20 protein-coding genes are annotated in these 22520 nt (G+C 72.9%); 7 read left to right on the top strand and 13 right to left on the bottom strand.

Features of this window, described 5'->3' with window-relative positions; translation table 11 throughout:
• Window positions 1-72: 72 nt before the first annotated feature.
• On the top strand, window positions 73-261 hold the full coding sequence (locus tag C4U03_RS39975) for a hypothetical protein (RefSeq protein ID WP_146087419.1): 189 nt from the start codon (window positions 73-75) through the stop codon (window positions 259-261).
• A 50-nt stretch (window positions 262-311) separates the two neighbouring features.
• Here C4U03_RS39975 and C4U03_RS16855 read toward each other — a convergent pair whose 3' ends face one another.
• From C4U03_RS16855 to C4U03_RS16880, 7 genes are all read right to left on the bottom strand, one after another.
• Window positions 312-779 (bottom strand): ribose-5-phosphate isomerase, encoded by a 468-nt coding sequence (locus tag C4U03_RS16855; protein ID WP_103938728.1) that lies wholly within the window; start codon window positions 777-779, stop codon window positions 312-314.
• 65 nt (window positions 780-844) lie between these two features.
• The gene (locus C4U03_RS16860) at window positions 845-1786 is read right to left on the bottom strand and encodes an ATP-binding protein (protein ID WP_103938729.1); all 942 of its coding nucleotides are present in this window, start codon (window positions 1784-1786) and stop codon (window positions 845-847) included.
• Between the two features lie 305 nt (window positions 1787-2091).
• Window positions 2092-2847 carry an energy-coupling factor ABC transporter ATP-binding protein gene (locus tag C4U03_RS16865; protein ID WP_103938730.1) on the bottom strand — a complete coding sequence of 252 codons (756 nt, stop codon included), beginning with the start codon at window positions 2845-2847 and terminating at the stop codon, window positions 2092-2094.
• On the bottom strand, window positions 2844-3605 hold the full coding sequence (cbiQ, locus tag C4U03_RS16870) for a cobalt ECF transporter T component CbiQ (RefSeq protein ID WP_103938731.1): 762 nt from the start codon (window positions 3603-3605) through the stop codon (window positions 2844-2846). Before cbiQ ends, C4U03_RS16865 begins: the two co-directional genes overlap by 4 nt.
• On the bottom strand, window positions 3602-3958 hold the full coding sequence (locus C4U03_RS41160) for a PDGLE domain-containing protein (RefSeq protein WP_200827282.1): 357 nt from the start codon (window positions 3956-3958) through the stop codon (window positions 3602-3604). Before C4U03_RS41160 ends, cbiQ begins: the two co-directional genes overlap by 4 nt.
• A gap of 5 nt (window positions 3959-3963) precedes the next feature.
• Window positions 3964-4659 (bottom strand): energy-coupling factor ABC transporter permease, encoded by a 696-nt coding sequence (locus C4U03_RS16875; protein ID WP_200827283.1) that lies wholly within the window; start codon window positions 4657-4659, stop codon window positions 3964-3966.
• Between the two features lie 286 nt (window positions 4660-4945).
• Entirely contained in the window at window positions 4946-5557 is a 612-nt protein-coding gene (locus C4U03_RS16880; RefSeq protein ID WP_103938732.1) for a DsbA family oxidoreductase, read from the bottom strand.
• Between the two features lie 150 nt (window positions 5558-5707).
• Here C4U03_RS16880 and pepN point away from each other — a divergent pair, with 150 nt between their 5' ends.
• Both pepN and C4U03_RS16890 read left to right on the top strand, forming a co-directional pair.
• Entirely contained in the window at window positions 5708-8242 is a 2535-nt protein-coding gene (pepN, locus tag C4U03_RS16885; protein WP_103938733.1) for an aminopeptidase N, read from the top strand.
• Window positions 8243-8247: 5 nt separating this feature from the next.
• Window positions 8248-9243 carry a hypothetical protein gene (locus C4U03_RS16890; protein ID WP_103938734.1) on the top strand — a complete coding sequence of 332 codons (996 nt, stop codon included), beginning with the start codon at window positions 8248-8250 and terminating at the stop codon, window positions 9241-9243.
• Here the strand turns inward: C4U03_RS16890 and malQ are convergent.
• Together malQ and C4U03_RS16900 are read right to left on the bottom strand one after the other, a co-directional pair.
• Window positions 9136-11433, bottom strand: coding sequence for a 4-alpha-glucanotransferase (gene malQ, locus C4U03_RS16895; RefSeq protein ID WP_235017916.1), 2298 nt, complete (start codon window positions 11431-11433; stop codon window positions 9136-9138). The two genes, C4U03_RS16890 and malQ, sit on opposite strands and share 108 nt — an antisense overlap.
• Before the next feature lie 55 nt (window positions 11434-11488).
• Entirely contained in the window at window positions 11489-12919 is a 1431-nt protein-coding gene (locus C4U03_RS16900) for an amidase (RefSeq protein ID WP_103938736.1), read from the bottom strand.
• 225 nt (window positions 12920-13144) lie between these two features.
• On the opposite strand from C4U03_RS16900, the gene C4U03_RS16905 reads away from it, so the two are divergent.
• Together C4U03_RS16905 and ilvD are read left to right on the top strand one after the other, a co-directional pair.
• Complete coding sequence (locus C4U03_RS16905) at window positions 13145-14062, top strand: nuclease-related domain-containing protein (protein WP_103938737.1); 918 nt, start codon at window positions 13145-13147, stop codon at window positions 14060-14062.
• A 336-nt stretch (window positions 14063-14398) separates the two neighbouring features.
• Window positions 14399-16249, top strand: a complete 1851-nt coding sequence (gene ilvD, locus C4U03_RS16910; RefSeq protein WP_103938738.1) for a dihydroxy-acid dehydratase — start codon at window positions 14399-14401, stop codon at window positions 16247-16249.
• A 127-nt stretch (window positions 16250-16376) separates the two neighbouring features.
• Here the strand turns inward: ilvD and C4U03_RS16915 are convergent, their stop codons facing one another.
• From C4U03_RS16915 to C4U03_RS16925, 3 genes are all read right to left on the bottom strand, one after another.
• A complete protein-coding gene (locus tag C4U03_RS16915; protein ID WP_103938739.1) occupies window positions 16377-17537 on the bottom strand; it encodes a phosphatidylinositol-specific phospholipase C1-like protein in 1161 nt (386 codons plus the stop codon).
• Window positions 17538-17731: 194 nt separating this feature from the next.
• A complete protein-coding gene (locus C4U03_RS16920; RefSeq protein WP_103938740.1) occupies window positions 17732-17956 on the bottom strand; it encodes an FmdB family zinc ribbon protein in 225 nt (74 codons plus the stop codon).
• Between the two features lie 71 nt (window positions 17957-18027).
• Window positions 18028-18534 carry an HNH endonuclease gene (locus tag C4U03_RS16925; RefSeq protein ID WP_103938741.1) on the bottom strand — a complete coding sequence of 169 codons (507 nt, stop codon included), beginning with the start codon at window positions 18532-18534 and terminating at the stop codon, window positions 18028-18030.
• A 308-nt stretch (window positions 18535-18842) separates the two neighbouring features.
• On the opposite strand from C4U03_RS16925, the gene C4U03_RS16930 reads away from it, so the two are divergent.
• Both C4U03_RS16930 and C4U03_RS16935 read left to right on the top strand, forming a co-directional pair.
• Window positions 18843-20954, top strand: coding sequence for a prolyl oligopeptidase family serine peptidase (locus tag C4U03_RS16930; RefSeq protein ID WP_103938742.1), 2112 nt, complete (start codon window positions 18843-18845; stop codon window positions 20952-20954).
• Window positions 20955-21019: 65 nt separating this feature from the next.
• Window positions 21020-21814 carry a class I SAM-dependent methyltransferase gene (locus C4U03_RS16935; RefSeq protein WP_200827284.1) on the top strand — a complete coding sequence of 265 codons (795 nt, stop codon included), beginning with the start codon at window positions 21020-21022 and terminating at the stop codon, window positions 21812-21814.
• Window positions 21815-21923: 109 nt separating this feature from the next.
• Here the strand turns inward: C4U03_RS16935 and C4U03_RS16940 are convergent, their stop codons facing one another.
• A complete protein-coding gene (locus C4U03_RS16940; RefSeq protein WP_103938743.1) occupies window positions 21924-22520 on the bottom strand; it encodes a GNAT family N-acetyltransferase in 597 nt (198 codons plus the stop codon).

Consider the following 22520-nt stretch of genomic DNA (forward strand, 5'->3'; position numbering starts at 1 on the left):
GGCGTTTCGGCGACGTCCGGTGAGTGACCCGCCCGCACGGGAGCGGCATGATGGAGTGATGGAGGTGACGCGATGAGTCAGCCGGGAATGCGGATCACGGTGGACGCCGCGATGCGGGCCAGGGACGTGTCCCGGCCGCGGGCCGAGGGCGAGGAGCCCGCACCGGACGGGCCCGCCGAGCCCCCCAAGCTCCCCAAATCCCGCGAGCTGTCCAAGAACGAGCGGCGGCGGCTCGGTAAACGCGGTGCCAAGCGCCGCTAGACCCGCTTGCAGGCCCGCCGACAGGCCCGGCTGAGCTCCGGTGCGACACGCTAGGGCAGCGGCGGCAGCTCTCCGGTGTCCTCGTACTCGGTGAGCATGTCGATCCGCCGGGTGTGCCGCTCCTCCTTGGAGTAGGGCGTGTTCAGGAAGATCTCCACGAACCGGATGGCGGCGGCGGTGTCGTGCTGGCGGGCGCCGATGCTGATCACGTTGGCGTCGTTGTGCTCGCGGGCCAGGATCGCGATCTCCTCGCTCCACACCAGGGCCGCGCGGATGCCCTTGACCTTGTTGGCGGCGATCGCCTCGCCGTTGCCGGAGCCGCCGAGCACGATCCCGAACGAGCCGGAGTCGGCCGCGGTGCGCTCGGCCGCCCGCAGCACGAACGGCGGGTAGTCGTCGACGGCGTCGTAGACCTGCGGCCCGCAGTCGACCGGGTCATGGCCGTTGTCGGTCAGCCAGCCGATGAGGTGCTGCTTCAACTCGAAGCCCGCGTGGTCGGATCCAAGGTAGACGCGCATGTCCCGCAGTCTTTCAGGTCCCCGCCGCCGCCTCCCCCCGGACCCCCACCCTCCGCGAAGAAGGGTCAGATGGTAGAGGCCAGGGGGAAGCCGGGGTCGATCTGCGCCTCCAGGTCCTCGCCCACGGCTCGGTTGGCCCAGCTCCGGGCGTTCTTGATGTGGAACTCCACGGCCTGCCGGTGAAACTTCGCCCAGTCCTTGGCGCAGGCGTCCACCGCCTGGAGCATCCGCTCCAGCGCGGCCTCGTTGGCCTCCTCCAGCGCGATCCCGTCACGGCCCTGCTCCATCGCCCGTACGGCGGCGGACTGACCCAGCCAGGTCAGCAGGTCGTCACCGACGTGCTCGCGCAGGTAGGCCACGTCCTGCTCACCCTGCACCTTGTTGCCCACCACCTTGATCGCCACGTCGTAGTCGGCGGCGTACTCGGTGTACTGCCGGTAGACGCCCACACCCTTGCGGGTGGGCTCGGCGACCAGGAACATCAGGTCGAACCGGGTGAACAGGCCGGAGGCGAAGGTGTCGGCGCCCGCGGTCATGTCGACCACCACGTACTCCCCCGGCCCGTCGACCAGGTGGTTGAGATAGAGCTCGACCGCTCCGGTCTTGGAGTGGTAGCAGGCCACGCCCAGGTCGTCGTCGTTGAACGGTCCGGTGACCAGCAGCGTCGCCCCATCCACCGGCTCGCCGAGGGCGTGCACCGGATCGTCGCCGCCGATCCGCAGCAGCCGGGAGCCCCGGCCGGGCGGGGTGGTCTTGACCATGACGGCGGCCGAGCCGATCCGCGGGTTGTCGCCACGCAGATGGTCCTTGATCTCGGTGAGGTGGTCGCCCATCGCCGGGAGCTTGGCGGCCCGCCCCTCGTCGAGTCCCAGGGCCACGCCCAGATGCTGGTTGATGTCGGCGTCGATGGCCACCACCGGCAGCCCCCGCCCGGCCAGATGCCGGATGAACAGCGACGACAGGGTGGTCTTGCCGCTGCCGCCCTTGCCGACGAACGCCACCTTCATGAGCTTCCTCCCGATCTGGATATGAAAACCGTTCCCATGTTTGGAAGGATGAGCCTACCGGGGGCGGTCGCCCGGGTGAGGAGAATCCCGCAACCGGCCCCCGCCGCACGCAACAGCCCCTGAACGAGCGGACAGCGGCGGACACACGGGCGGACACATAGGCAGATATGCGGGCGGACACGTGGGCGGACGCCTGACCGGGCACACGGGCAGGCACACGGCCGGGCACCTGGACGGCACGGGCGAACGCCTGACCGGGCACGCGGGCGGGATGCCCGGACGCGCAGGCGGATGGTCGCGAGGGGTCAGCGGCGGGCGAAGAAGGCGGGGTCGAAGCCGTAGGGCAGTTCGAGGCGGTGGGCGCGCAGCAGGGCCTCGTCGCCCAGCACCTCCGGTGTCGGGCCGTCCGCGGCGATCACCCCGCCGGACAGCACCAGGGAACGGGGGCACAGCTCGGCCGCGTACGGCAGATCGTGGGTGACCATCAGCATGGTCACGTCCAGACCGAGCAGGATCTCGGCCAGCTCCCGGCGCCCGGCCGGGTCGAGGTTGGAGGAGGGCTCGTCCAGCACGAGGATCTCCGGCTCCATGGCCAGCACGGTGGCCACCGCCACCCGCCGCCGCTGGCCGAAGCTCAGGTGCTGCGGGGGCCGGTCGGCCACCTCCAACATGCCGACCCGGGCGAGTGCGGTCTCGACCCGCCGCTCCAGCTCGGCGCCGCCGACGCCCAGGTTGGCCGGGCCGAACGCGACGTCCTCGCGGACGGTGGGCATGAAAAGCTGGTCGTCGGGGTCCTGGAAGACGATGCCGACCCGCCGCCGGATCTCCCGCAGCCCCTTGCGGTCCTTGGGGTCCACGGTGAGCCCGCCGACCCGCACGGTGCCCAGCCCGCCGTGCAGGATGCCGTTCAGGTGCAGCACCAGGGTGGTCTTGCCGGCGCCGTTGGGGCCCAGCAGAGCGACCCGCTCGCCCTTGCCGATGGTGACGTCCACGCCGTACAGCGCCTGCGTGCCATCGGGATAGGCGTAGGCCAGGCCGCTCACCTCAAGGGACGGGGTCATCCCACCATCCAAGCACCCGAGGCGACCAGGACGGCCGCCACGGGGAGCACGGCGGCGACCGCCCACTGGGCGCGGGTGGCGGCGATCTCGTTCAAGACGGGCATCCGGCCGTCGTAGCCGCGGCTCAGCATCGCCAGGTAGACGCGTTCGCCCCGTTCGTAGGACCGCAGGAACAGCGCGCCCGCCGAGCGGGCCAGCACCCCGAACGCGCGCACGTCGCGCCCGTCGAAGCCGCGGGCGGCCCGCGCCAGCCTCATCCGCCGCATCTCCCCCACGATCACGTCCGCGTAGCGGAGCATGAACGTCGCGATCTGCACCAGCAGGGGCGGCAGCCGCAGCCGTTCCAGACCCAGCAGCAACTGGCGTGGCTCGGTGGTGGCGGCCAGCAGGACGGACGCGGCGGTGCCCAGGCTGGCCTTGGCCAGGATGTTCCACGCCGACCACAGCCCGCTCTGGCTCAACGCCAGCCCGAGCACCTCGACGCGGGGCCCGCGCGCCACGAACGGCAGCAGCACCGCGAACGCCACGAACGGCACCTCGACGGCCATGCGCCGCACCAGGAACCCGGGCGTCACCCGGGCCAGCGCCGCGACGGCGGCCAGCAGGAGCGCGAAGCCGCCGAACGCCCACACCGCCTCACGCGGCGTGCACACGACCGCCAGCACGAACGCCGCCGTCGCCACCAGCTTGCACTGCGGCGGCAGCCGGTGGACCGGCGTGCTCCCCGGCCGGTGCAGCCGGTGCCCGAGCCCCGTCATCGGCGTTCGCTCGACCCCGCGGGAACGTCGCCGGACGGGGTGGCTCGGGGCCGGCGGCGCACCGCCCAGAACAGCCCGCCGCCGACCGCCGCGGTCAGGCCGACCCCGATGACCCCGGCCAGGCCGCCGGACAGCCGCTCGTTCTCCACGCCCTTGACGCCGTAGTCGCCCAGCGGGGAGTCCTTGAGCGCGTGGTCCTCCTCCTGGGCGGCGAAGCCCTTGTCCTCGGCGACCTTGCTCAGCCCGTCGGGGTCGCCGCTGGCGTAGAAGCTCACCACCCCGGCCACCACCAGGGCGACCAGCAGGAAGGCCAGCAGGAAGGCCAGCAGGAAACGCCTGTTACCGGTCGTCATCGCGTTCACACCTCCGCCGGACGGGGGCTGCGGATCTCCAGCGGCGTGCGCTCGCCGCGCAGCGCGTACACCAGGTCGGGTCGGACGGCCGCGACGGTGCCGACGGTCAAGGCGGTGATCACGCCTTCCCCGATGCCGATCAGCAGGTGGACGCCGAGCATCGCGGTCAGCACGGCGCCCAGCGACAGGTCGGCGGTGCCGCCCAGCGCGTAGAGCCCGACGAACGTCAGCGCCGAGGCCGGCACCGACGCCAGCGCCCCCAGGAAGGCGGCCGCCGTCACCTTGGCCTTGGCGGGAACGCTCCCGGGGAGCGCCGCGGTCACCAGACGGAAGACCCCGTAGCCCACCAGCACGCCGACGAGGGCCATGAGCGTGACGTTGATCCCGTACGCGCTCACCCCGCCGTCGGCGAACAGCATCTGCACCAGCAGCACCACTGAGATGCACAGCACTCCGGCGTACGGCCCCACCAGGATCGCCGCCAGCGCACCGCCCATCAGGTGTCCGCTGGTGCCGGCCGCCACCGGAAAGTTGATCATCTGGGCGGCGAACACGAACGCCGCGCTCAGCCCCGCCAACGGCGCGGTGCGGTCGTCCAGTTCTCGGCGGGCGCCGCGCAGGCTGACCGCGATGCCCGCGGCCGCGACGACGCCCGCCCCTATCGATACCGGGGCGTCGAAGAACCCGTCAGGTACGTGCACTGCGCCACCTTCCTCACCGAACCTGCCATGAGGCCCAGTTTGGCGGCATATATCTGGTAATTGCAAACATGTCGCAACTAATGCTCACGGTGTGCATTCAAACCGTCACGCTGATAGATTCGGCGCCGCCCACGGCCGAGTCCTCGGCCCCGCACATGCGGGGATGTTCCGCGGACAAGGACCGAAGATCCCACCTTCGAGTGTTCGTCCCCGCACATGCGGGGTGATCCACCGGCGTCGAGGCCACTGCCAGGACGCCGTCCATGGGCTCGGCCGTGGGCAGCCCTCAGGTGAAGCTAGGGTCTGCGGTCCTCGTCCTCTTCAGCTCGAAGAAGCCCTTGGTCCCGGCGACCGCGAGCACGCCGTCCCAGAGCTTGACCGCCTCCTCACCGCGCGGGATCGGGGTGACGACCGGGCCGAAGAAGGCCACGTCGTTCACCTCGATCACCGGGGTGCCGACCTCCTGCCCCACCCGGTCGATGCCGTCCTTGTGGGAGGCGCGGACCGCGTCGTCGTACTCGGTGGAGTCGGCCGCCGCCGCCAGCTCGGGGTCCAGCCCGGCCGCCGTCAGCGCCGCCTCGATGGTCTCCCGGTTGAACGGGAGCCGCTGGTGGTGGCGCCGGACGCCCAGCTCGGTGTAGAGATCGCCGAGGACCTGGGAGCCGTACTTCTGCTCGGCGGCGATGCACACCCGCACCGGCCCCCAGCCTTCGGCGATCATCTGCCGGTACTGCTCCGGAACGTCCTTGTCCTCGTTCAGCACGGACAGGCTCATCACGTGCCACCGCGGCTCGATCGGCCGGAGGGCGGCCACCTCGTGGATCCAACGCGAGGTGATCCATGCCCACGGGCACAGAGGGTCGAACCAGAAGTCCACGGGGGTACGGTCCTGCGTCACTGCAAGCCTCCAGTCGCGAGGTCGGCATATGTCCGTCGGGGACAACCGGAGCCGCCGCCGGGCAATTCCCGTTCCGCCCTCTCCGGGCGACACCGCCGAGGGCCGGTTGATAGACATGGACGAGCGGTTAACCGACTTCAAGGAGTGGATGTGGCAGGCAACCTCACGCGCGACGAGGCGCGGGAACGTGCCCGACTGCTCGCCGTCGAGTCCTACGAGGTGGATCTGGATCTGACGACCGGCGACGAGCGGTTCGGATCCACCACCGTGATCCGATTCGGCTGCGGTGAGCCCGGCGCGTCCACGTTCATCGATCTGCACGGCGCCGAGGTGCGCGAGATCGTGCTCAACGACCGGGCGCTGGACCCGGCGACCTACGACGCCGGCAAGGGCCGTATCCCGCTGCCCGAGCTGGCCGCCGACAACGAGCTGCGGGTGGTCGCCGACTGCCGGTACTCGCGCTCCGGCGAGGGCCTGCACCGTTTCGTCGACCCGGTGGACCGGCAGGTGTACCTGTACACCCAGTTCGAGACCGCCGACGCGCACCGCATGTTCACCTGTTTCGACCAGCCGGACCTCAAGGCGACCTTCCAGCTGTCGGTGCTGGCCCCCGAGGGCTGGGAGGTGATCACCAACGAGGCGCCGGAGGCCGTCGGCGAGGGCCGCTGGACCTTCGCGCCGACTCCCCGGGTCTCCACTTACATCACCGCGCTGGTGGCCGGGCCGTATCACGTGGTCCGCGACGAGTACCGCCGCCCGGACGGCTCGGCGATCCCGCTGGGCGTGTTCTGCCGGGCCTCGCTGGCCGAGCACCTGGACGCCGACGCCATCATCGACGTCACCCGGCAGGGTTTCGCGTTCTTCGAGGAGGTGTTCGCCCGGCCCTACCCGTTCGCCAAGTACGACCAGCTGTTCGTGCCGGAGTTCAACGCCGGCGCCATGGAGAACGCCGGGTGTGTCACGTTCCTGGAGGACTACGTCTTCCGGTCGCGGGTCACCGATGCCGCCTACGAGCGGCGTGCCGAGACGATCCTGCACGAGATGGCGCACATGTGGTTCGGCGACCTGGTCACCATGCGCTGGTGGGACGACCTGTGGCTGAACGAGTCGTTCGCCACCTACATGAGCGTGCTGTGCCAGGCCGAGGCCACCCGGTGGAAGGGCGCCTGGACGACCTTCGCCAACGCCGAGAAGGCCTGGGCCTACCGCCAGGACCAGCTGCCCTCCACGCACCCCATCTCCGCCGACATCCCCGACATCCAGGCGGTCGAGGTCAACTTCGACGGCATCACCTACGCCAAGGGCGCCAGCGTGCTCAAGCAGCTGGTCGCCTACGTGGGGCGCGACAACTTCCTGGAGGGGGTCCGCCGCTACTTCGACCAGCACGCCTGGGGCAACACCGTCCTGGACGACCTGCTCGGCCCGCTGGAGGAGACCTCCGGGCGCGACCTGACGTCCTGGTCCAAGGAGTGGCTGGAGACCGCCGGGGTCAACACGCTGCGGCCGGTCTACGAGACCGACGGCGACGGCACGTTCACCTCCTTCACGGTGCTGCAGGAGGCCAAGCCCGACTATCCGACGCTGCGCTCGCACCGGGTGGCGATCGGCCTGTACGACCGCACCGGCGAGGGCATCGTCCGGCGCAGGCGGGTGGAGCTGGACGTGGTCGGCGAGCGCACCGACGTCCCCGAGCTGGTCGGCGAGCGCCGCCCGGACCTGGTGCTGGTCAACGACGACGACCTGACCTACGCCAAGATCCGGCTCGACGAGCACTCGCTGCGCACCCTCGTCGAGGGCATCGGCGACGTCCGCGACGGCCTGCCCCGGGCGCTGTGCTGGTCGGCGGCCTGGGACATGACCCGCGACGCCGAGATGGCCACCCGCGACTACGTCCGGCTGGTGCTGTCGGGCATCCGCGGCGTCACCGACATCTCGGTGACGCAGACGCTGCTGCGGCAGGCGCGCACCGCCGTGCACCAGTACGCCGACCCGGCCTGGCGGACGACCGGCCTGCAGGTGATGGCCGACGCGCTGCTCGAACTGGCGCAGGAGGCCGAGCCCGGCTCGGACTTCCAGCTGTGCTACGTCCAGGCGTTCGCGGCCGTGGCCACCTCCAACGAGCACCTGGCGTTCGTGCGGGGCCTGCTGGAGGGCACCCAGGCGCTGGAGGGCCTGACCGTCGACACCGAGCTGCGGTGGGGGCTGCTGCGGCGGCTGGTGGTGACCGGCGCGGCGGGTCCGGCCGAGATCGACGACGAGTACGCGCGGGACGCCACCGCCGCCGGCGAGCGGCACGCCGCCGCCTGCAAGGCCGCCATCCCCACCACCGAGGCCAAGGCCGACGCCTGGGCCCGCATCATCGGCGGCGAGCTGCCCAACGCGGTGTTCCGCGCCACGCTGGGCGGCTTCGTGGAGCCCGAGCAGGTCGACCTGCTCATGCCCTACGTGGACGGCTACTTCTCCGAAGTGGGGCGCCTCTGGGCGGAGTGGAGCAGCGACATGGCCCAGACGTTCGCCGAGCTGGCCTACCCGTTCCTGGTGATCGACCAGTCCACGGTGGCCCGCACCGACGCCTACATCGAGGCCGGCGATCCGCCGCCCGCGCTGCGCCGGCTGCTGCTGGAGGGCCGTGACGGCGTCGGCCGCGCGCTGCGTGCCCGCGCCAAGGACGCCTCCGCGGGCTGACCGCGGTGGAGTCTGCACAGGATCTGCTCGGGGCGCTGGCCCGCCGGTACGCCTTCGGTGATCTGGGCGCGCTGGCGGGCCGGGCCCTGCCCCCGGAGGCGGCCGCCCGGGTGGCGGCGCTATGCGCGTTCGGGCAGCGCGTGCTGGAGCTGGACGCCGAGGACTTCGGCATGCCGGAGGCCGCCGGCGAGGTCCCGGTCGACCTGCTGGACCGGGCGCGGGCCAGCCGGATGCCGCAGTCGCCGCGCGAGCGCCCGCGCGGCGCGCTGGCCACCCTGCACCCCGGGTACGCGCTGCTGCTGGAGGTCATCGGGATCCACTGGCGCCGGCGGGAGATGGCGGCGCTGGTGGGGGTGATCCACATCGTCTCCGAGTACCTGCCGGTGCTGGCCTGGGAGCCGGTGCTGGGCCATGCCGCCGACCCGGCGCTGCTGCCCGCCGCGGTCACCGGGCCCGACAGCCGGTTCGGAACGGCGCTCGACCCGGACGCCCCGCGCCGCTGTGGCCACACCCAGGCCGAGCGGTCGGCGTGTGCGCGGTCCCTGCGGGTGGCCCGTGAGCCGGCCGCCGGCTGGCGGGCCTACCTGGACCGCCAGCACAGCCAGGTGGCCCAGGCCCTCGGCGTGTGCGCAGCCGAGTGCCGCACCCCCTGCTCGGTGATCACCCGGCTGGAGGACAAGGAACGGGCCGCCCTGGTCGCCCGCTGCACACTCGCCCACACCTTCACCGAGAGCGCCCTGGTACGCCTGCGCCACTCGGCCCCGGTCGGCCACGGCTTCGGCGTCCCGTCCTGTGAGGAGGTCGAGGAAGCCTGGGCCCGCGCCTGCGCCTCCCTGCGCCGGCAGCCGCTGGGTGAGGCCGCCCTCGCCGACGCCGGGCAGGACTCCTATCCGCTACCGGGCCTGCCCGCGCTGGTCTCCGCGATCGCCGGGGCTCCCATCGCGCCCGGCACCCTGCTGCGCGACGTCACCCACCGCCTCGTCTCCGTCCTGGCTTCCTGAGGCTCCCCTCTTGAGGACGGGGGCGAGCAGGGTGTGGATGCGTTCCAGGGGGAGGTCGTCCAGGAGGACCGGGCGGCCCTTGGCGTCGGCCAGGGGGACGCGCCAGTTGGGGTATTCGTCGGAGGTGCCGGGCTGGTTCTGGGTGCGGCGCTCCCCCACGGCGTCGGCCAGAGCGATGCCCACCAGCCGGGCGGGGGTGCGGGCCAGCAGGGCGTGCAGGGCGGTGACCACCTCCTCGTCGTACTCGGTGGAGCCGGCGGCCAGGGCGCGCAGGATCTCGTCCGGGCGGGTGGTCAGCAGGCCCTCCTCGGCGAGCAGGGCCAGCCAGTCGGTGAGCTGACGCCGGTGGTCGGCCTCCTCCTCGGCGGCCGAGCGGGTGAGCAGGCCGAGGCGTTCGCGCAGCCCGACGTGGTCGCCGTGCAGGAAGCCGGTGATCGGAGGCATGTCGTGAGTGCCGACCGTGGCCAGGGACGGCTCGCGCCACTGGGCGGGGCGGCGCGGCCGGCCCTCGCGGTCGCGTTCGAACCACAGCAGGGAGGTGCCGAGGATGCCGCGGCTCGCCAGGTCCTCGCGGACCTCGGGCTCGACGGTGCCCAGGTCCTCGCCGACGACCACCGCGCCGGTGCGGGCGGCCTCCCACACCAGGCACGACAGCATCGCGTTGCGGTCGTAGCCGACGTAGGTGCCGTCCGCCGGGGAGAAGCCCTCCGGCACCCACCACAGGCGGGAGACCTGCATGGCGTGGTCGAGGCGCAACCCGCCCCCGTGCCGCAGTGCGGCGGCGAGCATGCTGCGGTACGGCGCGTACTCGGCCTCGGCGAGGCGTTCGGGATGCCAGGGCGGCTGGCCCCAGTCCTGGCCGCGCTGGTTGAACTCGTCCGGAGGGGCGCCCACGCTCATGCCGGGGGCGAACAGGGAGCGGTAGATCCAGGCGTCGGCGCTGCCCTGGCCCACTCCCACGGCGAGATCGTGGACGACGCCGAGCGCCATCCCCGACGCGCGGGCGGCCGACTGGGCCGCCGCGAGCTGCTCGTCTAGCTGCCACTGCAGCCAGGCGTGGAAGTCGACGCGCCCGGCGAGGCGTTCGCGGGCGGCCGTCACGGCGGGGCCGTGCGGGTCCTGCAGCTCGGCGGGCCAACGCCGCCAGTCGGACCCGTGCTCCTCGGCGAGCGCGCACCAGGTGGCGAACGCGGTGAGCGGGTCGCCCTCCCGTGCCCGGAACCGCTCGTACTCCTGCTGCCGCCGGGTGCCGCGCGGCTGCCGGTGGAGGAGTTCGAGCGCGGCGCGTTTGGCCTCCCAGATCCTGTTGCGGTCGATCTCGTCCAGGGTGTGGACGTTCTCGCGCAGCGGCCGTGCCAGGGCGTCGACGCGTTCGCGGTCGGCGGGGCCCAGCGCCGCGTACTCGGGCACGTCCTCCACCCGCAGGTAGAGGGGGCCGGCGAAGCGGCGGCTCATCGGCGAGTAGGGGGACGGGTTGACCGGTAGGGCGGGCTCGGCCGCGTGCAGCGGGTTGACCAGCACGAAGTCCGCGCCGAGGTCGCGGGCGCTCCAGGCGGCCAGGTCCGCGAGGTCCCGCAGGTCGCCCATGGCCCACGAGGCGCGGGAGCGCACGGAGTAGAGCTGGGCCATCAGGCCCCAGGTACGGGCCGTCCTGCCCAGCCGGGACGGGGCCACCAGCAGCGCGGCACTCTGCTCCCGCGACCCCTGCCGCACATGCAGCCGGTGCCAGCCCGGCGGTGTCCCCTCAGGGAGCCGGTAGGTCTCGTGGGAGGTGGTGTGTGCGCCCCTGCCGCCGCCCGTGTGACCGGCGGGCAGCGGCTGCACCGTCTCGCCGTCGGCCAGCGTCACGGAGAGCTCGGTGATTCCCTCGGCGGAGGCCGGGACGGCGATCTCGTCCGGCCTCATGAGCGGAACCTCCGCCGAGGGCGTCCCGACGCGCCGGTGGCGGTCGACGGGGATGTCCTCCGCCCGGTAGACGACTACCGGGGGCAGCAGGCGGGTGCGCCCGCGCTCCTCCAGCCGGGCCAGCTCGGCCCGGACGGCCGCCGGGGTGGACGCGTCCACGCCGAGCGCGGCCAGGACCGCGACGATGGTGTCGCGGGGCACGGCCGCCTCGCGCCCGCGCCAGTCGACATATCCGGTGCCGACACGGTGTCCCCGGGCCAGCCTGATCAGTTGCTCGTCAGCCACGGCCCTATCCATGCCCGCGAATCCCCCTGGGCAACTGCGGTTCGCGGGCGGTCGGTCAGGCGTCCCAGATCGGCGGGCGTCGGTCGTGCCAAGGGTGGGCGGCCTCCAGCTGGGCCGACAGGGAGATCAGCGTGCCCTCGCCGCCGAGGCGGCCGGCCAGCATCACGCCGATCGGCAGGCCGTCGGCGTTCCAGTGCAGCGGGACGTTGACGGCGGGCTGGCCGGACACGTTGTAGACGGCGCAGAACGGGGTGAAGCGGGTCTGCCGGTGGAAGTTCTCCGCCGGCTCGGCGTCGTGGAAGTGGCCGACCGGCATCGGCGGCTGGGCCAGCGTGGGCGACAGGATGGCGTCGAACCCGTTCATCACCGGGAACGCGGCGCGCATCGCCGCCTGGAAACGGGCCTGCGCCATCAGCAGCTCGGGGCCGGTCACGGCATGGCCGCGCTCGCGCAGCCAGCGGGTGAGCGGCAGCAGCCGGTCCCCGCGGGCGGGGTCGACGGGCGTGAGGGTGGCCATGACCCCCCACAGCAGCTCGAAGTCCGGCACCAGCTCGGGGCCGAACAGCACGGGCAGCTCCACCACCTCGTGGCCCAGTTCCTCCAGCAGGACCGAGGTCTTCTCGTAGGCGGCGACGCAGTCGGGGTGGACCTCGGCGCCGGGCACGGCCGGGGTGATGGTCCGGGCGATCCGCAGCCTGCCGGGGTCACGGCCGGCGTATCCGGCGAACGTCTCACCGGGCGGCAGCGGCGGGGCGGTGTACAGGTCGCCCGGCTCCGGGCCGTGCATCGCGTCCAGCAGCGCGGCCGCGTCGCGCACCGTACGGGCGATGGGGCCGTTGGTGGCCAGTCCGAACAGGTCGGGGTTGATCGGGCCGTGCGAGATCCGGCCCCGGGTCGGCTTGATGCCGAACAGCCCGCACACGCTGCTGGGGATGCGGATGGACCCGCCCCCGTCGCTGCCCTGGGCGGCCGGCGCCAGCCCGGCGGCGACCGCGGCGGCGGCCCCGCCGCTGGACCCGCCGGCCGACCGGGTCAGGTCCCAGGGGGTACGGGCGGGAGGCGACACGTCCGTCTCCGTGTAGCAGGGAAGGCCGAACTCGGGGGTGGCGGTCTTGCCGAGCAGCACGGTGCCCGCCTCCCGCAGCCGGACGACCACGGTGTCGTCGGCGAACCCGACCAGGTCGTCGAACGCGGCCGAGCCGAGCATCATCCGCACGCCCCGCACCATGTTCAGGTCCTTGATCGGCACCGGCACTCCGTGCAACGGTGGCAGCGTCACCGGGTCGGCGCACCGCAGCACCCGCTCGGCCGCCCGCGCGGCCTGGTCCCGGGCGGCCTCGGCGGTGACCGTCACGTATGCCCCCACCTGGGCGTCCAGCCGTTCGATCCGGTCCAGGTAGTGGTCGGTGAGCTCCACCGGGGAAAGGTCCCGGGCGCGGATCGCGGCGGCCTGTTCCACCATGGTCAGGTCATGGATTTGTGTCACAGCGCCGAACAGTAGACGCGGCACCGCCCAGGGCCAAAAATGTCGTTAAGGATGTACGGCCTCAGAAGGGGGTGAACAACAATCTACCCACCTGCGCAAGGTGTCAACCGTCCAGATCAGGCGACAAAACTATGAACGAGGCATCACTAGTCGCCCGACAGCGAGATCGTTACTCTGCGCGCAGAGGATCATGCCTCCCGTTCGGAAGGAACACGGAGCGTCACAATGGCGACCACGAAGCGGGGCGAGACCGGCCAGGGCCACCCCAGCGAACAGACCCTCCGCGGCTCGAAGCCGCGGCCGTCCCGGTCCCCGCGTGACCTGCTGAACGATCCGCGGCTCCGGCGCTGGATCCCGCGTCCGCCGGGTGGAGCGCCGGGCGGGTCGCCCGGCACGTCGCCGGGCAAGCCGCCGGGCAAGCCGCGACCGCCCCGGTCCGCACGTGACCTGCGGAACGATCCACGGGTCCGGCAGTGGGTCCCGCGGGTCGGTGTGGCCCTCCTCGTCGGGCTCGTGGTGACGCTGATGTTCAGCCTGAAGGCCGGCGTCCTGGTGGCGGCGCTGCTACTGGCCGCCGACACCTACCGCCGCTCCCGTACCAGTTCCACCGTGGTGGCCTGGCAGAAGTCCTCGGCCGCCGAGCGGCGCACCGAACGCCAGCTGCGCTCGCTGGCCAAGAACGGCTACCGCATCCTGCACGCCCGCGCCGTGCCGCGCGACGACGAGGGCGTCAGCGACGGCAAGATCGACCACCTGGTGGTGGGCCCCAGCGGCGTGTACGCCATCGACTCCGAGAAGTGGGACCGCCGGCTGCCGGTGCGCACGCTGTCGCACCGCAAACTGTTCCACGGCCCGTTCAACAAGAAGGACCGGCTGGACGAGGCCCGCTGGGAGGCCCGGCAGGCCAGCAAGAAGCTCACCGCCGAGGTGGGCTTCGAGGTCCCGGTGCAGCCCTCGGTGGCCATCTACGGCCCGTCCATCCCCTGGAAGGTCATGCGGGTCCGCGACGTCGACGTCTACGCCGGCAACCGTGCCCGCGCCTACCTGCGCCGCCGCCCCAAGATCCTGACCGAGGCCGACGTCCAGCGCATCTTCCAGGCCGCCGAGGCCGCCCTGCCCCCCAAGTACCCCACCGACAACTGACCCGCCCCGCCGGAGCGCTCAGGCGGCACGCCCCGGTGCGCCACCTGACAGCGCGCCACCCCTGGCGCCGCGCCACCCCTGGCGCCGCGCCACCCCTGGCGCCGCGCCACCCCTGGCGCCGCGCCACCCGCACGCCCCGTGCGGGGCGTGCGGGTGGCGCGGCGGGTAGCATCTGAGGGACGTACACCGGCCGCACGCGACCTCTGTGGGCCGGCGCCAGCGCCGCGATCCGCCGCTGATGCATTTCCCCAGGCCCGGTCGGCCCGGTCGTTCGATCATGGACACACGGGTCATACGATCGTTGGCACCGTTCGACGAAGTTTGGGAGAGGTCCCCATGCCACCGCTCAGGTCACGTACCGTCACGCACGGCAGGAACATGGCGGGCGCACGCGCCCTGCTGCGCGCCACCGGAGTGGCGCGGGAGGACTTCGGCAAGCCGATCGTCGCGGTGGCCAACAGCTTCACCCAGTTCGTGCCCGGCCACGTCCACCTGCGCGAGGTCGGCGACGTGGTGGCCGAGGCGGTGCGTGAGGCCGGCGGGGTGCCGCGCGAGTTCAACACCATCGCCGTCGACGACGGCATCGCGATGGGCCACGACGGCATGCTGTACTCGCTGCCGTCCCGCGAGCTGATCGCCGACGCGGTCGAGTACATGGTGCAGGCGCACCGGGCCGACGCGCTGATCTGCGTGTCCAACTGCGACAAGATCACCCCGGGGATGCTGCTGGCGGCGCTGCGGCTCAACATCCCCACCGTGTTCGTCTCCGGCGGGCCGATGGAGGCCGGCAAGCCGATCACCGGGACCGGGCACAAGCTGGACCTGATCGACCCGATGATCGCCGCCGCCGACCAGAGCGTCTCGGCGGAGACCCTGGCCGAGATGGAGGAGAACGCCTGCCCGACCTGCGGGTCCTGCTCGGGCATGTTCACCGCCAACTCGATGAACTGCCTGACCGAGGCGATCGGGCTGTCGCTGCCCGGCAACGGCACCATCCTGGCCACCCACACCGCCCGCAAGAAGCTGTTCCAGGACGCCGGTCGGCGGGTCGTCGAGATCGCCCAGCGGTACTACGAGAACGACGACGACTCGGTGCTGCCGCTCAACATCGCCACCCGTGACGCGTTCGAGAACGCGATGGCGCTGGACGTGGCGATGGGCGGCTCCACCAACACGATCCTGCACCTGCTGGCCGCCGCCACCGAGGCGGGCGTGGACTTCGGCCTCAAGGAGATCGACGAGCTGTCGCGCCGGGTGCCGTGCATCTGCAAGGTCGCCCCGGCCACCGCCAAGTACCACGTCGAGGACGTTCACCGCGCCGGCGGCATCCCCGCCCTGCTGGGCGAGCTGGACCGGGCGGGCCTGCTCAACCGGGACGTGCACACCATCCACTCGGCCACCCTGGGCGAGTTCCTCACCTCCTGGGACGTCCGCTCCCCCGACGCCACGCCCGAGTCGAAGGAACTGTGGCACGCCGCGCCCGGCGGGGTCCGCACCACCCGCGCCTACAGCCAGTCCTCCCGGTGGGAGGACCTCGACCTCGACCGCGAGCAGGGCTGCATCCGCGACGTCGAGCACGCCTACACCGCCGACGGCGGCCTGGCCGTCCTGTACGGCAACATCGCCCCCGAGGGCGCCATCGTGAAGACCGCCGGCGTCGAGGAGGAGCTGTGGACCTTCGCCGGCCCGGCGGTGGTCTTCGAGAGCCAGGACGACGCGGTCGAGGGCATCCTCGGCGGCAAGGTCAAGGAGGGCGACGTCGTCGTCATCCGCTACGAGGGGCCCAAGGGCGGGCCGGGCATGCAGGAGATGCTCTACCCGACCTCGTTCCTGAAGGGCCGCGGCCTCGGCAAGGCCTGCGCGCTGATCACCGACGGCCGGTTCTCCGGCGGCACCTCCGGACTGTCCATCGGCCACGCCTCCCCCGAGGCGGCCGCCGGCGGCATGATCGCGCTGGTGGAGAACGGCGACCGGATCGTCATCGACATCCCCCGCCGCTCCCTGGAGCTGGACGTCGCGGCCGACGAGCTGGCCGCCCGCCGCGAGCGGCTGCTGGCCGAGCTGGGCCGCTACCGGCCGCGCGACCGGCAGCGCCCGGTCAGCGCCGCGCTGCAGGCGTACGCCGCGATGGCCACCTCGGCCTCCACCGGCGCCGCCCGCGACATCAGCCAGCTCGCCGGCAACTGACACGCCCGCCCCCACCGCACCACCCGCCGACGCGCCGCCGTGCCCCCACGGCGGCGCGTCGCGTTGCGGCACGTCGCATCTCGAACGTCACGTCCCGGCATTGCCGGCGCAGCACGCCCAGGTGTTGTCAGGGTTCGGTGACCGCGCAGCCGGCCGGGGCGTTGACGGGATTGCAGCGGACGGGGACGAAGCCGGGCAGGGCCGCGTAGTAGCCGGTGCCGAAGCGGGCGGCCAGGCCCGGCACGGGATAGTCGGTGCTGACCCACTGGGCGCCGGTGGCCAGGGCGGTGTCGCGCGTCGTGGTGTCGCCGCTGCGCGCCTGGGCGGTGTCGGCGTCGGCGCGGGTCCGTACGAGGTAGCCCCTGGCGACCAGGTCGCGGATGCCGGGCGCCGGGTCGTTGCGCTTGATGAACGCGGCGTCGGGACGGCCGGGCTCGGAACTGGTGAACAGGGTCCGCCCTTCGAGGCCGGGATTGCCGGTGACGTAGCGGTCCCGGTGGACCCCGGTGTTGTCCATCAGGAACATGACCTTCCCCCGCGCGGCGGACAGGGTGGGCCAGCCGCCTTCCAGCACCGACTGCTCAAGGGTGCGGCCGGGCCTGCGCACGGTGTCCGGGGTGATCAGGTCGGCGGGCGCGAAGACCGAGCGGATCTCCTCCTCCACGCCCAGCATGCGTTCCCGGGTCCAGGTGACCAGCGGAATCGACACGCCGCCCGGGACCGGCAGGTCCAGGGTGTCCTTGAACTCCAGCAGGATCGCCACGGGCACGTGCCCCGGATTGCCGCGCGACCAGTCGCGCACGGCGGCCAGGCAGTCGGTCAGCGCGAGGCAGTTGCTGCGGTAGTCGAGCCCGGCCACGTGCAGGACCTTGGTGCCCGGCTCCCTCATCCGCGGGTCGTACTCGGGCGGCTGGCCGGTGAGCCGCCGGATCGCCGGGCGGGCGTAGCGGCCGCCGTCCGGGTCGGCGTACAGGTCGAGTTCGATCTGCCGGACGTGCTGGCCGGCGAACTGCTGGCCGAGCGGCGGGTGGCTGTACTGCAGCCCGCCGGCCTGGGCCCCGGCGACGGTGGACATCAGCCCGAACTCCGCGGGGCCCGGCTCGATGTGGTAGCTGTTGTGGGTCCCGATGACCTGGATCTGGTTCAGCCTGGGCTCGACGGCCCGGGCGGCGGCACTTCCGGCCTGGGCGGCCGGGAGGGCGACGGCGGCCGCCAGCGCGATGGCGGCCAGGGCGGCGGCGCGGCCGGGCGGCCTTCGCCGGCCGCGGAACGGGGGGCGGGAGATCATGAACGCGAGAAAATCTCAGCTTCCCCCGCCCGTCAAGATCCCGGCCCCGCGCTCAGCCGCCCCGAGCCGCCCGGCCGCTCCCCGGCCGCGCCCATGTCCTCGCCGACGAGCCGGGCGGCTCGCCGGCGGCGGTGACGCGTGCGGGTTTCTCGATCAGTTCGGGCGTGCCGTCGGCACGCCGTATTGGGGGGCGGTCAGCCGCAGCAGCCGCCGCCACAGCACCCACCGCCGCCGGAGGGGGCGGGCGGAGCCGATGGGGCGGAGCCTGCGCCGCGGCCGGTGACGGCGACCGTGGACAGCAGCTTGACCGTGTCGTCGTGACCGGCCGGGCAGGAGGCGGGCGCGGAGGCCTCGCTCATGGGGCGGGACACCTCGAAGGTGGACCCGCAGGCACGGCAGCGGAAGTCATAACGTGGCACGCCACCAGGATAAGAGCCGACCGCGCCGTTCGCCCAGTCCGAGCGGGCGGCGCGGCCGGGCGGTCAGGCGGTCAGGCGGCGGACTGGGCCATGTACGGCGCCCACTGCGGGTCGCCGCCCGGGACGCCGATCAGCCGCCAGTGCGCCCCGCGCGGCACCACCGGCGTCACGTTCAGCGCCCAGCCCAGCTCCTCCAGCAGCCGATCGGCCTTGCGGTGATTGCAGGGGCCGCAGGAGGCGACGCAGTTCTCCCAGACGTGCTTGCCGCCGCGGCTGCGCGGGATCACGTGGTCGATGGTCTCGGCGCGGTGGCCGCAGTAGGCGCACCGGAAATTGTCGCGCCGCATCAGCGCGGCCCTGGTCAGCGGCACGCGGGTACGGAAGGGGATGCGCACGTAGCGGCGCAGGCGGATCACGGACGGGACCTCGATCACCATGGAGGCCGAGTGCAGCACCGCCCCGGTGGAGTCATGGTGGACGATCTCGGCCTTGTCGCGGAGGACCAGGCACACCGCACGCCGCAGCGGGAGCGTGGTGAGCGGCTCATAGGACGCGTTCAACAGGAGGACTTGGCGCATCACACGTCCCCTGCCGGCTCGTGCACTCCGGTCGCCTCGGCGTATCCGCTCCCGCGTTTCCTACGCCGAGGCTCGAGTATGGATTCGAGCACCTGCGCACCCGTCATGTGGGCCTCCCCAGGGCGATCGAGCTGAAATCAGTGTGACTGCTGAGCCGCCTTTCCCGCTACCCATAAATTTCCCGTCGCGGCGACGGTTTGAACTCGTCATGGCACGGCGCGGCGGGCTGCCCCGACGGCCCGCCCGGCGCCGGCCGAACCCTCCCCTGGCCGCTCCGGCCCGCGCGGAGGGCGCATAGGGTTCGAGTCATGAGCCGTCCGCCATACCCGCCCGCGCCGCGCCAGGACATCGTCGACGAGCTGCACGGTCACCGGATCGCCGATCCCTACCGCTGGCTGGAGGATCCGGGTTCGGTCGAGACCAAGAAGTGGCTGGCCGGGCAGGACGAGCTGTTCCACGCGCTGGTGGACGACCTGCCGGGCCGTGCGCGGCTGCGCGACCGCATCGCCGGGCTGCTGCGGGCCGGCAGCGTGGGCCCGCCGGTCTGGCGCGGCGGGCGGCGGTTCTTCTCCCGCCGCACCGCCGAGCAGGAGCACGCCGTGCTGTACACGGTGGATCCGGACGGGACCGAACGCGCGCTGATCGACCCGATGGAGATCGACCCCTCCGGTGTCACGACGCTCGACTCCTGGGCGCCGGACAAGGAGGGGCGGCTGCTGGCGTACATGCTCTCGCACGGCGGCGACGAGGAGTCGCTGCTGCACGTGATGGACGTGGCCACCGGCGAGCGCGTCGAAGGGCCGATCGAACGGGCCCGCTACTCGCCGATCGCCTGGCTGCCCGCCCGCGCGGACGAGCCCTCGGCGTACTACTACGTCCGGCGGCTGCCGGCCGACCGGGTGCCCGAGGGCGAGGACCAGTACCACCGGCGGGTCTACCTGCACCGGGTGGGCACCGACCCGGAGACCGACGACGTGCTGGTCTTCGGCGAGGGCCTGGACAAGACCAACTACTACGGGGTGGGCGTCAGCCGGGACGGCCGCTGGCTGACCGTGTCGGCCTCGCAGGGCACCGCCCCCCGTTCGGACGTGTGGATCGCCGACCTGTCGGCCGCCGCTCCGCACGAGCCCGCGCTCACCCCCGTCCAGGTCGGGGTCGACGCCTACACCAGCGTGCACGTGGGCCGGGACGGCCGCGCCTACGTCTTCACCGACCGGGACGCGCCGCGCGGCCGGCTGTGCGTGGCCGACCCGACCGACCCGGCCTACGGCTCCTGGCGGGAGCTCCTCCCCGAAGACGCCGAGGCGGTGCTGGCCGACTACGCCGTCCTGGACGGGCCCGAACTGGAGCGCCCCCTGCTGTTGGCGGGCTGGACCCGGCACGCGATCAGCGAGATCACCGTCCATGACCTGGCCACCGGCGAGCGGATCGGGCAGGTGCCCACCCCGGGCCTGGGCTCGATCGGCGGGCTGGTCGAACGGCCGGAGGGCGGCCACGAGGTCTGGTTCACCTACACCGACAACACGACCCCGGTGTCCGTGCGGCGCTACGACGCGCTGACCGGCCGGACCTCGCTGTGGGCCGCCGCCCCCGGCACGGTGGACGTGCCCGAGGTCGAGACCCGGCAGATCACCTACGAGTCCTACGACGGCACCGCGGTGCGGATGCTGGTGATCGCGCGACCCGGCGTCGAGGGCCCCCGCCCGACGATCCTGTACGGCTACGGCGGCTTCAATGTCCCGCTCACCCCCGCCTACTCGGCGGGGGTGCTGGCCTGGGCGGAGGCGGGCGGCGTCTACGCCATCGCCAATCTGCGCGGCGGCTCGGAGGAGGGCGAGGAGTGGCACCGCGCCGGGATGCGCGAGCGCAAGCAGAACGTCTTCGACGACTGCCACGCCGCCGCCGAGAAGCTGGTCGCCGACGGCTGGACCACTCCCGAGCGGCTGGGCATCTCCGGCGGGTCCAACGGCGGGCTGCTGGTCGGCGCGGCGATCACCCAGCGGCCCGACCTGTACGCGGCGGCCGTCTGCTCGGCGCCGCTGCTGGACATGGTGCGCTACGAGAGGTTCGGACTCGGCCAGACCTGGAACGACGAGTACGGCTCCGCCGAGATCCCCGAGGAGCTGGAGTGGCTGCTGGCCTACTCGCCGTACCACCACGTGCGCGAGGGCGTGGCGTACCCGGCGACGCTGTTCACGGTGTTCGACGGCGACACCCGGGTCGATCCGCTGCACGCCCGCAAGATGTGCGCCGCGATGCAGCACGCCACGGCCTCGTCCGCGCCGGTGCTGCTGCGCAACGAGGCCGAGGTCGGACACGCGGGGCGGGCGGTGAGCCGGTCGGTGGAGCTGTCGGCCGACACCATGGCGTTCCTGGCCGCGCACACCGGACTGCGGCTCGACGACGAACGGGCACGGTGAGAGCTACATCACTTTCGGTGCCGAACGCCTGCGTCCTGCGGCGAACGCAGTGATCCAATAAGGAGATGAGCACGACGGCCGTACAACCGCACGGCGTACACGAACGGATCGTGAAGCTGCTCGCCTCCCCGCCCGCCGAGCCGGACGCCTCCGCGGGCTACCTGGACCTGCTCGGCCCCGGCGGCGAGCCCGCCCCGACGCCCGCCCAGCGGGTCATGCAGTCGACCTTCCTGCCGCAGATCTACGAGCGGCTGTGGCGGCCGATCGGCTTCAACCTGGCCAAGGGCTGGCCGGCCGGGCCCGACACCGCCGAGGAGAACGCGCTGGCGCGCTCCTGGCTGGCCCTCGGACGGCCCGCCGACCCGCGCAAGCCGGACATGACCGTGCTGGACGTGGCGTGCGGGCCGGGCAACGTGACCCGCGCGCTGGCCGAGGGGGTCGGGCCGGGCGGGCTGGTGGTCGGGCTGGACGCGTCGGCCACCATGCTGGCCCGCGCCGTGGCCGAGCCCGTCCCCGGCACGGTCGGCTACGTCCGCGGGAACGCAGGGGACCTGCCGTTCCGGGACGGGGTGTTCGACGCGGTGTGCTGCTTCGGCGGGCTCTACCTGTTCAAGGACCCGTGGGCGGCGCTGGACGGTATGACCCGGGTGCTCAGGCCGGGCGGCAGGCTGGCGATCCTCACCTCCCGGCGCCCGGCGGCGCCCCTGGTCGGGCGCGGCAGCGAGCTGGCGGGCCGGATCACCGGGGTCGCCATGTTCGGCGACAAGGAGATCGTCCGGGCCCTCGAAGAGCGCGGATACCGCCAGATCAGGCATCGCCGCCTGCCGCTGATGCAGTTCGCGGGCGGGCGGCTGGGCTGAGCGCCCCTCCGGGCGGGCAGGATCCCGCCACGGCGGGGAGGGGTCCGGGTCGTGGTGGGCCCCGCACCGGGCCGCGCCGCCGGTGCGGGGTCCGCCACGACCCGGTGCTTCAGGGCAGGACCTTCTCGAAGTAGACGTTCACGAGCCCGCCGATGACCTCCCGCCGGGTCTCCCGCCAGCCGAACCCGCGGTAGAGCTCCATCGCGGCGACCTGCCGGTCGGTGGTGTCACAGTGCAGTGTCCGGTAGCCGAGTTCGGCGGCGCGCTCCTCCAGCGCCCGTACGATCGCCGAGCCGTAGCCGCGGCGCCACGCCCGCGCGTGCACGCGCAGCCGTACCATCTCGGCCGTGTCGGTCCGCGGCGGCAGCCCCACCGCGTACCCGCCGTGCGCCCGGGTGACCCCGGTGGGGATGATGTCGGCCCGGCGCAGCCCGCCCATCGCGACGAGCTCGCCGTGCCGCTCGCCGACCACGAACTCGCCGCCCCGGCGCAGGTAGACGTCCTCGATCTGGAACAGGTCGTGCTCGTAGTAGACGCCGTCGCCGGGCCGCAGCCCGACCTGGGCCAGGCCCTGACGGTGCAGGTCCATGACGGCGGCGTGGTCGGCCGCGGTGTAGCGGCGGATCAGCAGGTCGCGGTACTCCCAGCGGGGCGGCTCCCGGTGGGACCGCAGGAACGTGCCGGCGTCCCCGCCCGAGGGGACCAT

Source organism: Thermomonospora echinospora, from assembly GCF_900108175.1.
GTDB classification, from domain to species: Bacteria; Actinomycetota; Actinomycetes; order Streptosporangiales; family Streptosporangiaceae; genus Thermomonospora; species Thermomonospora echinospora.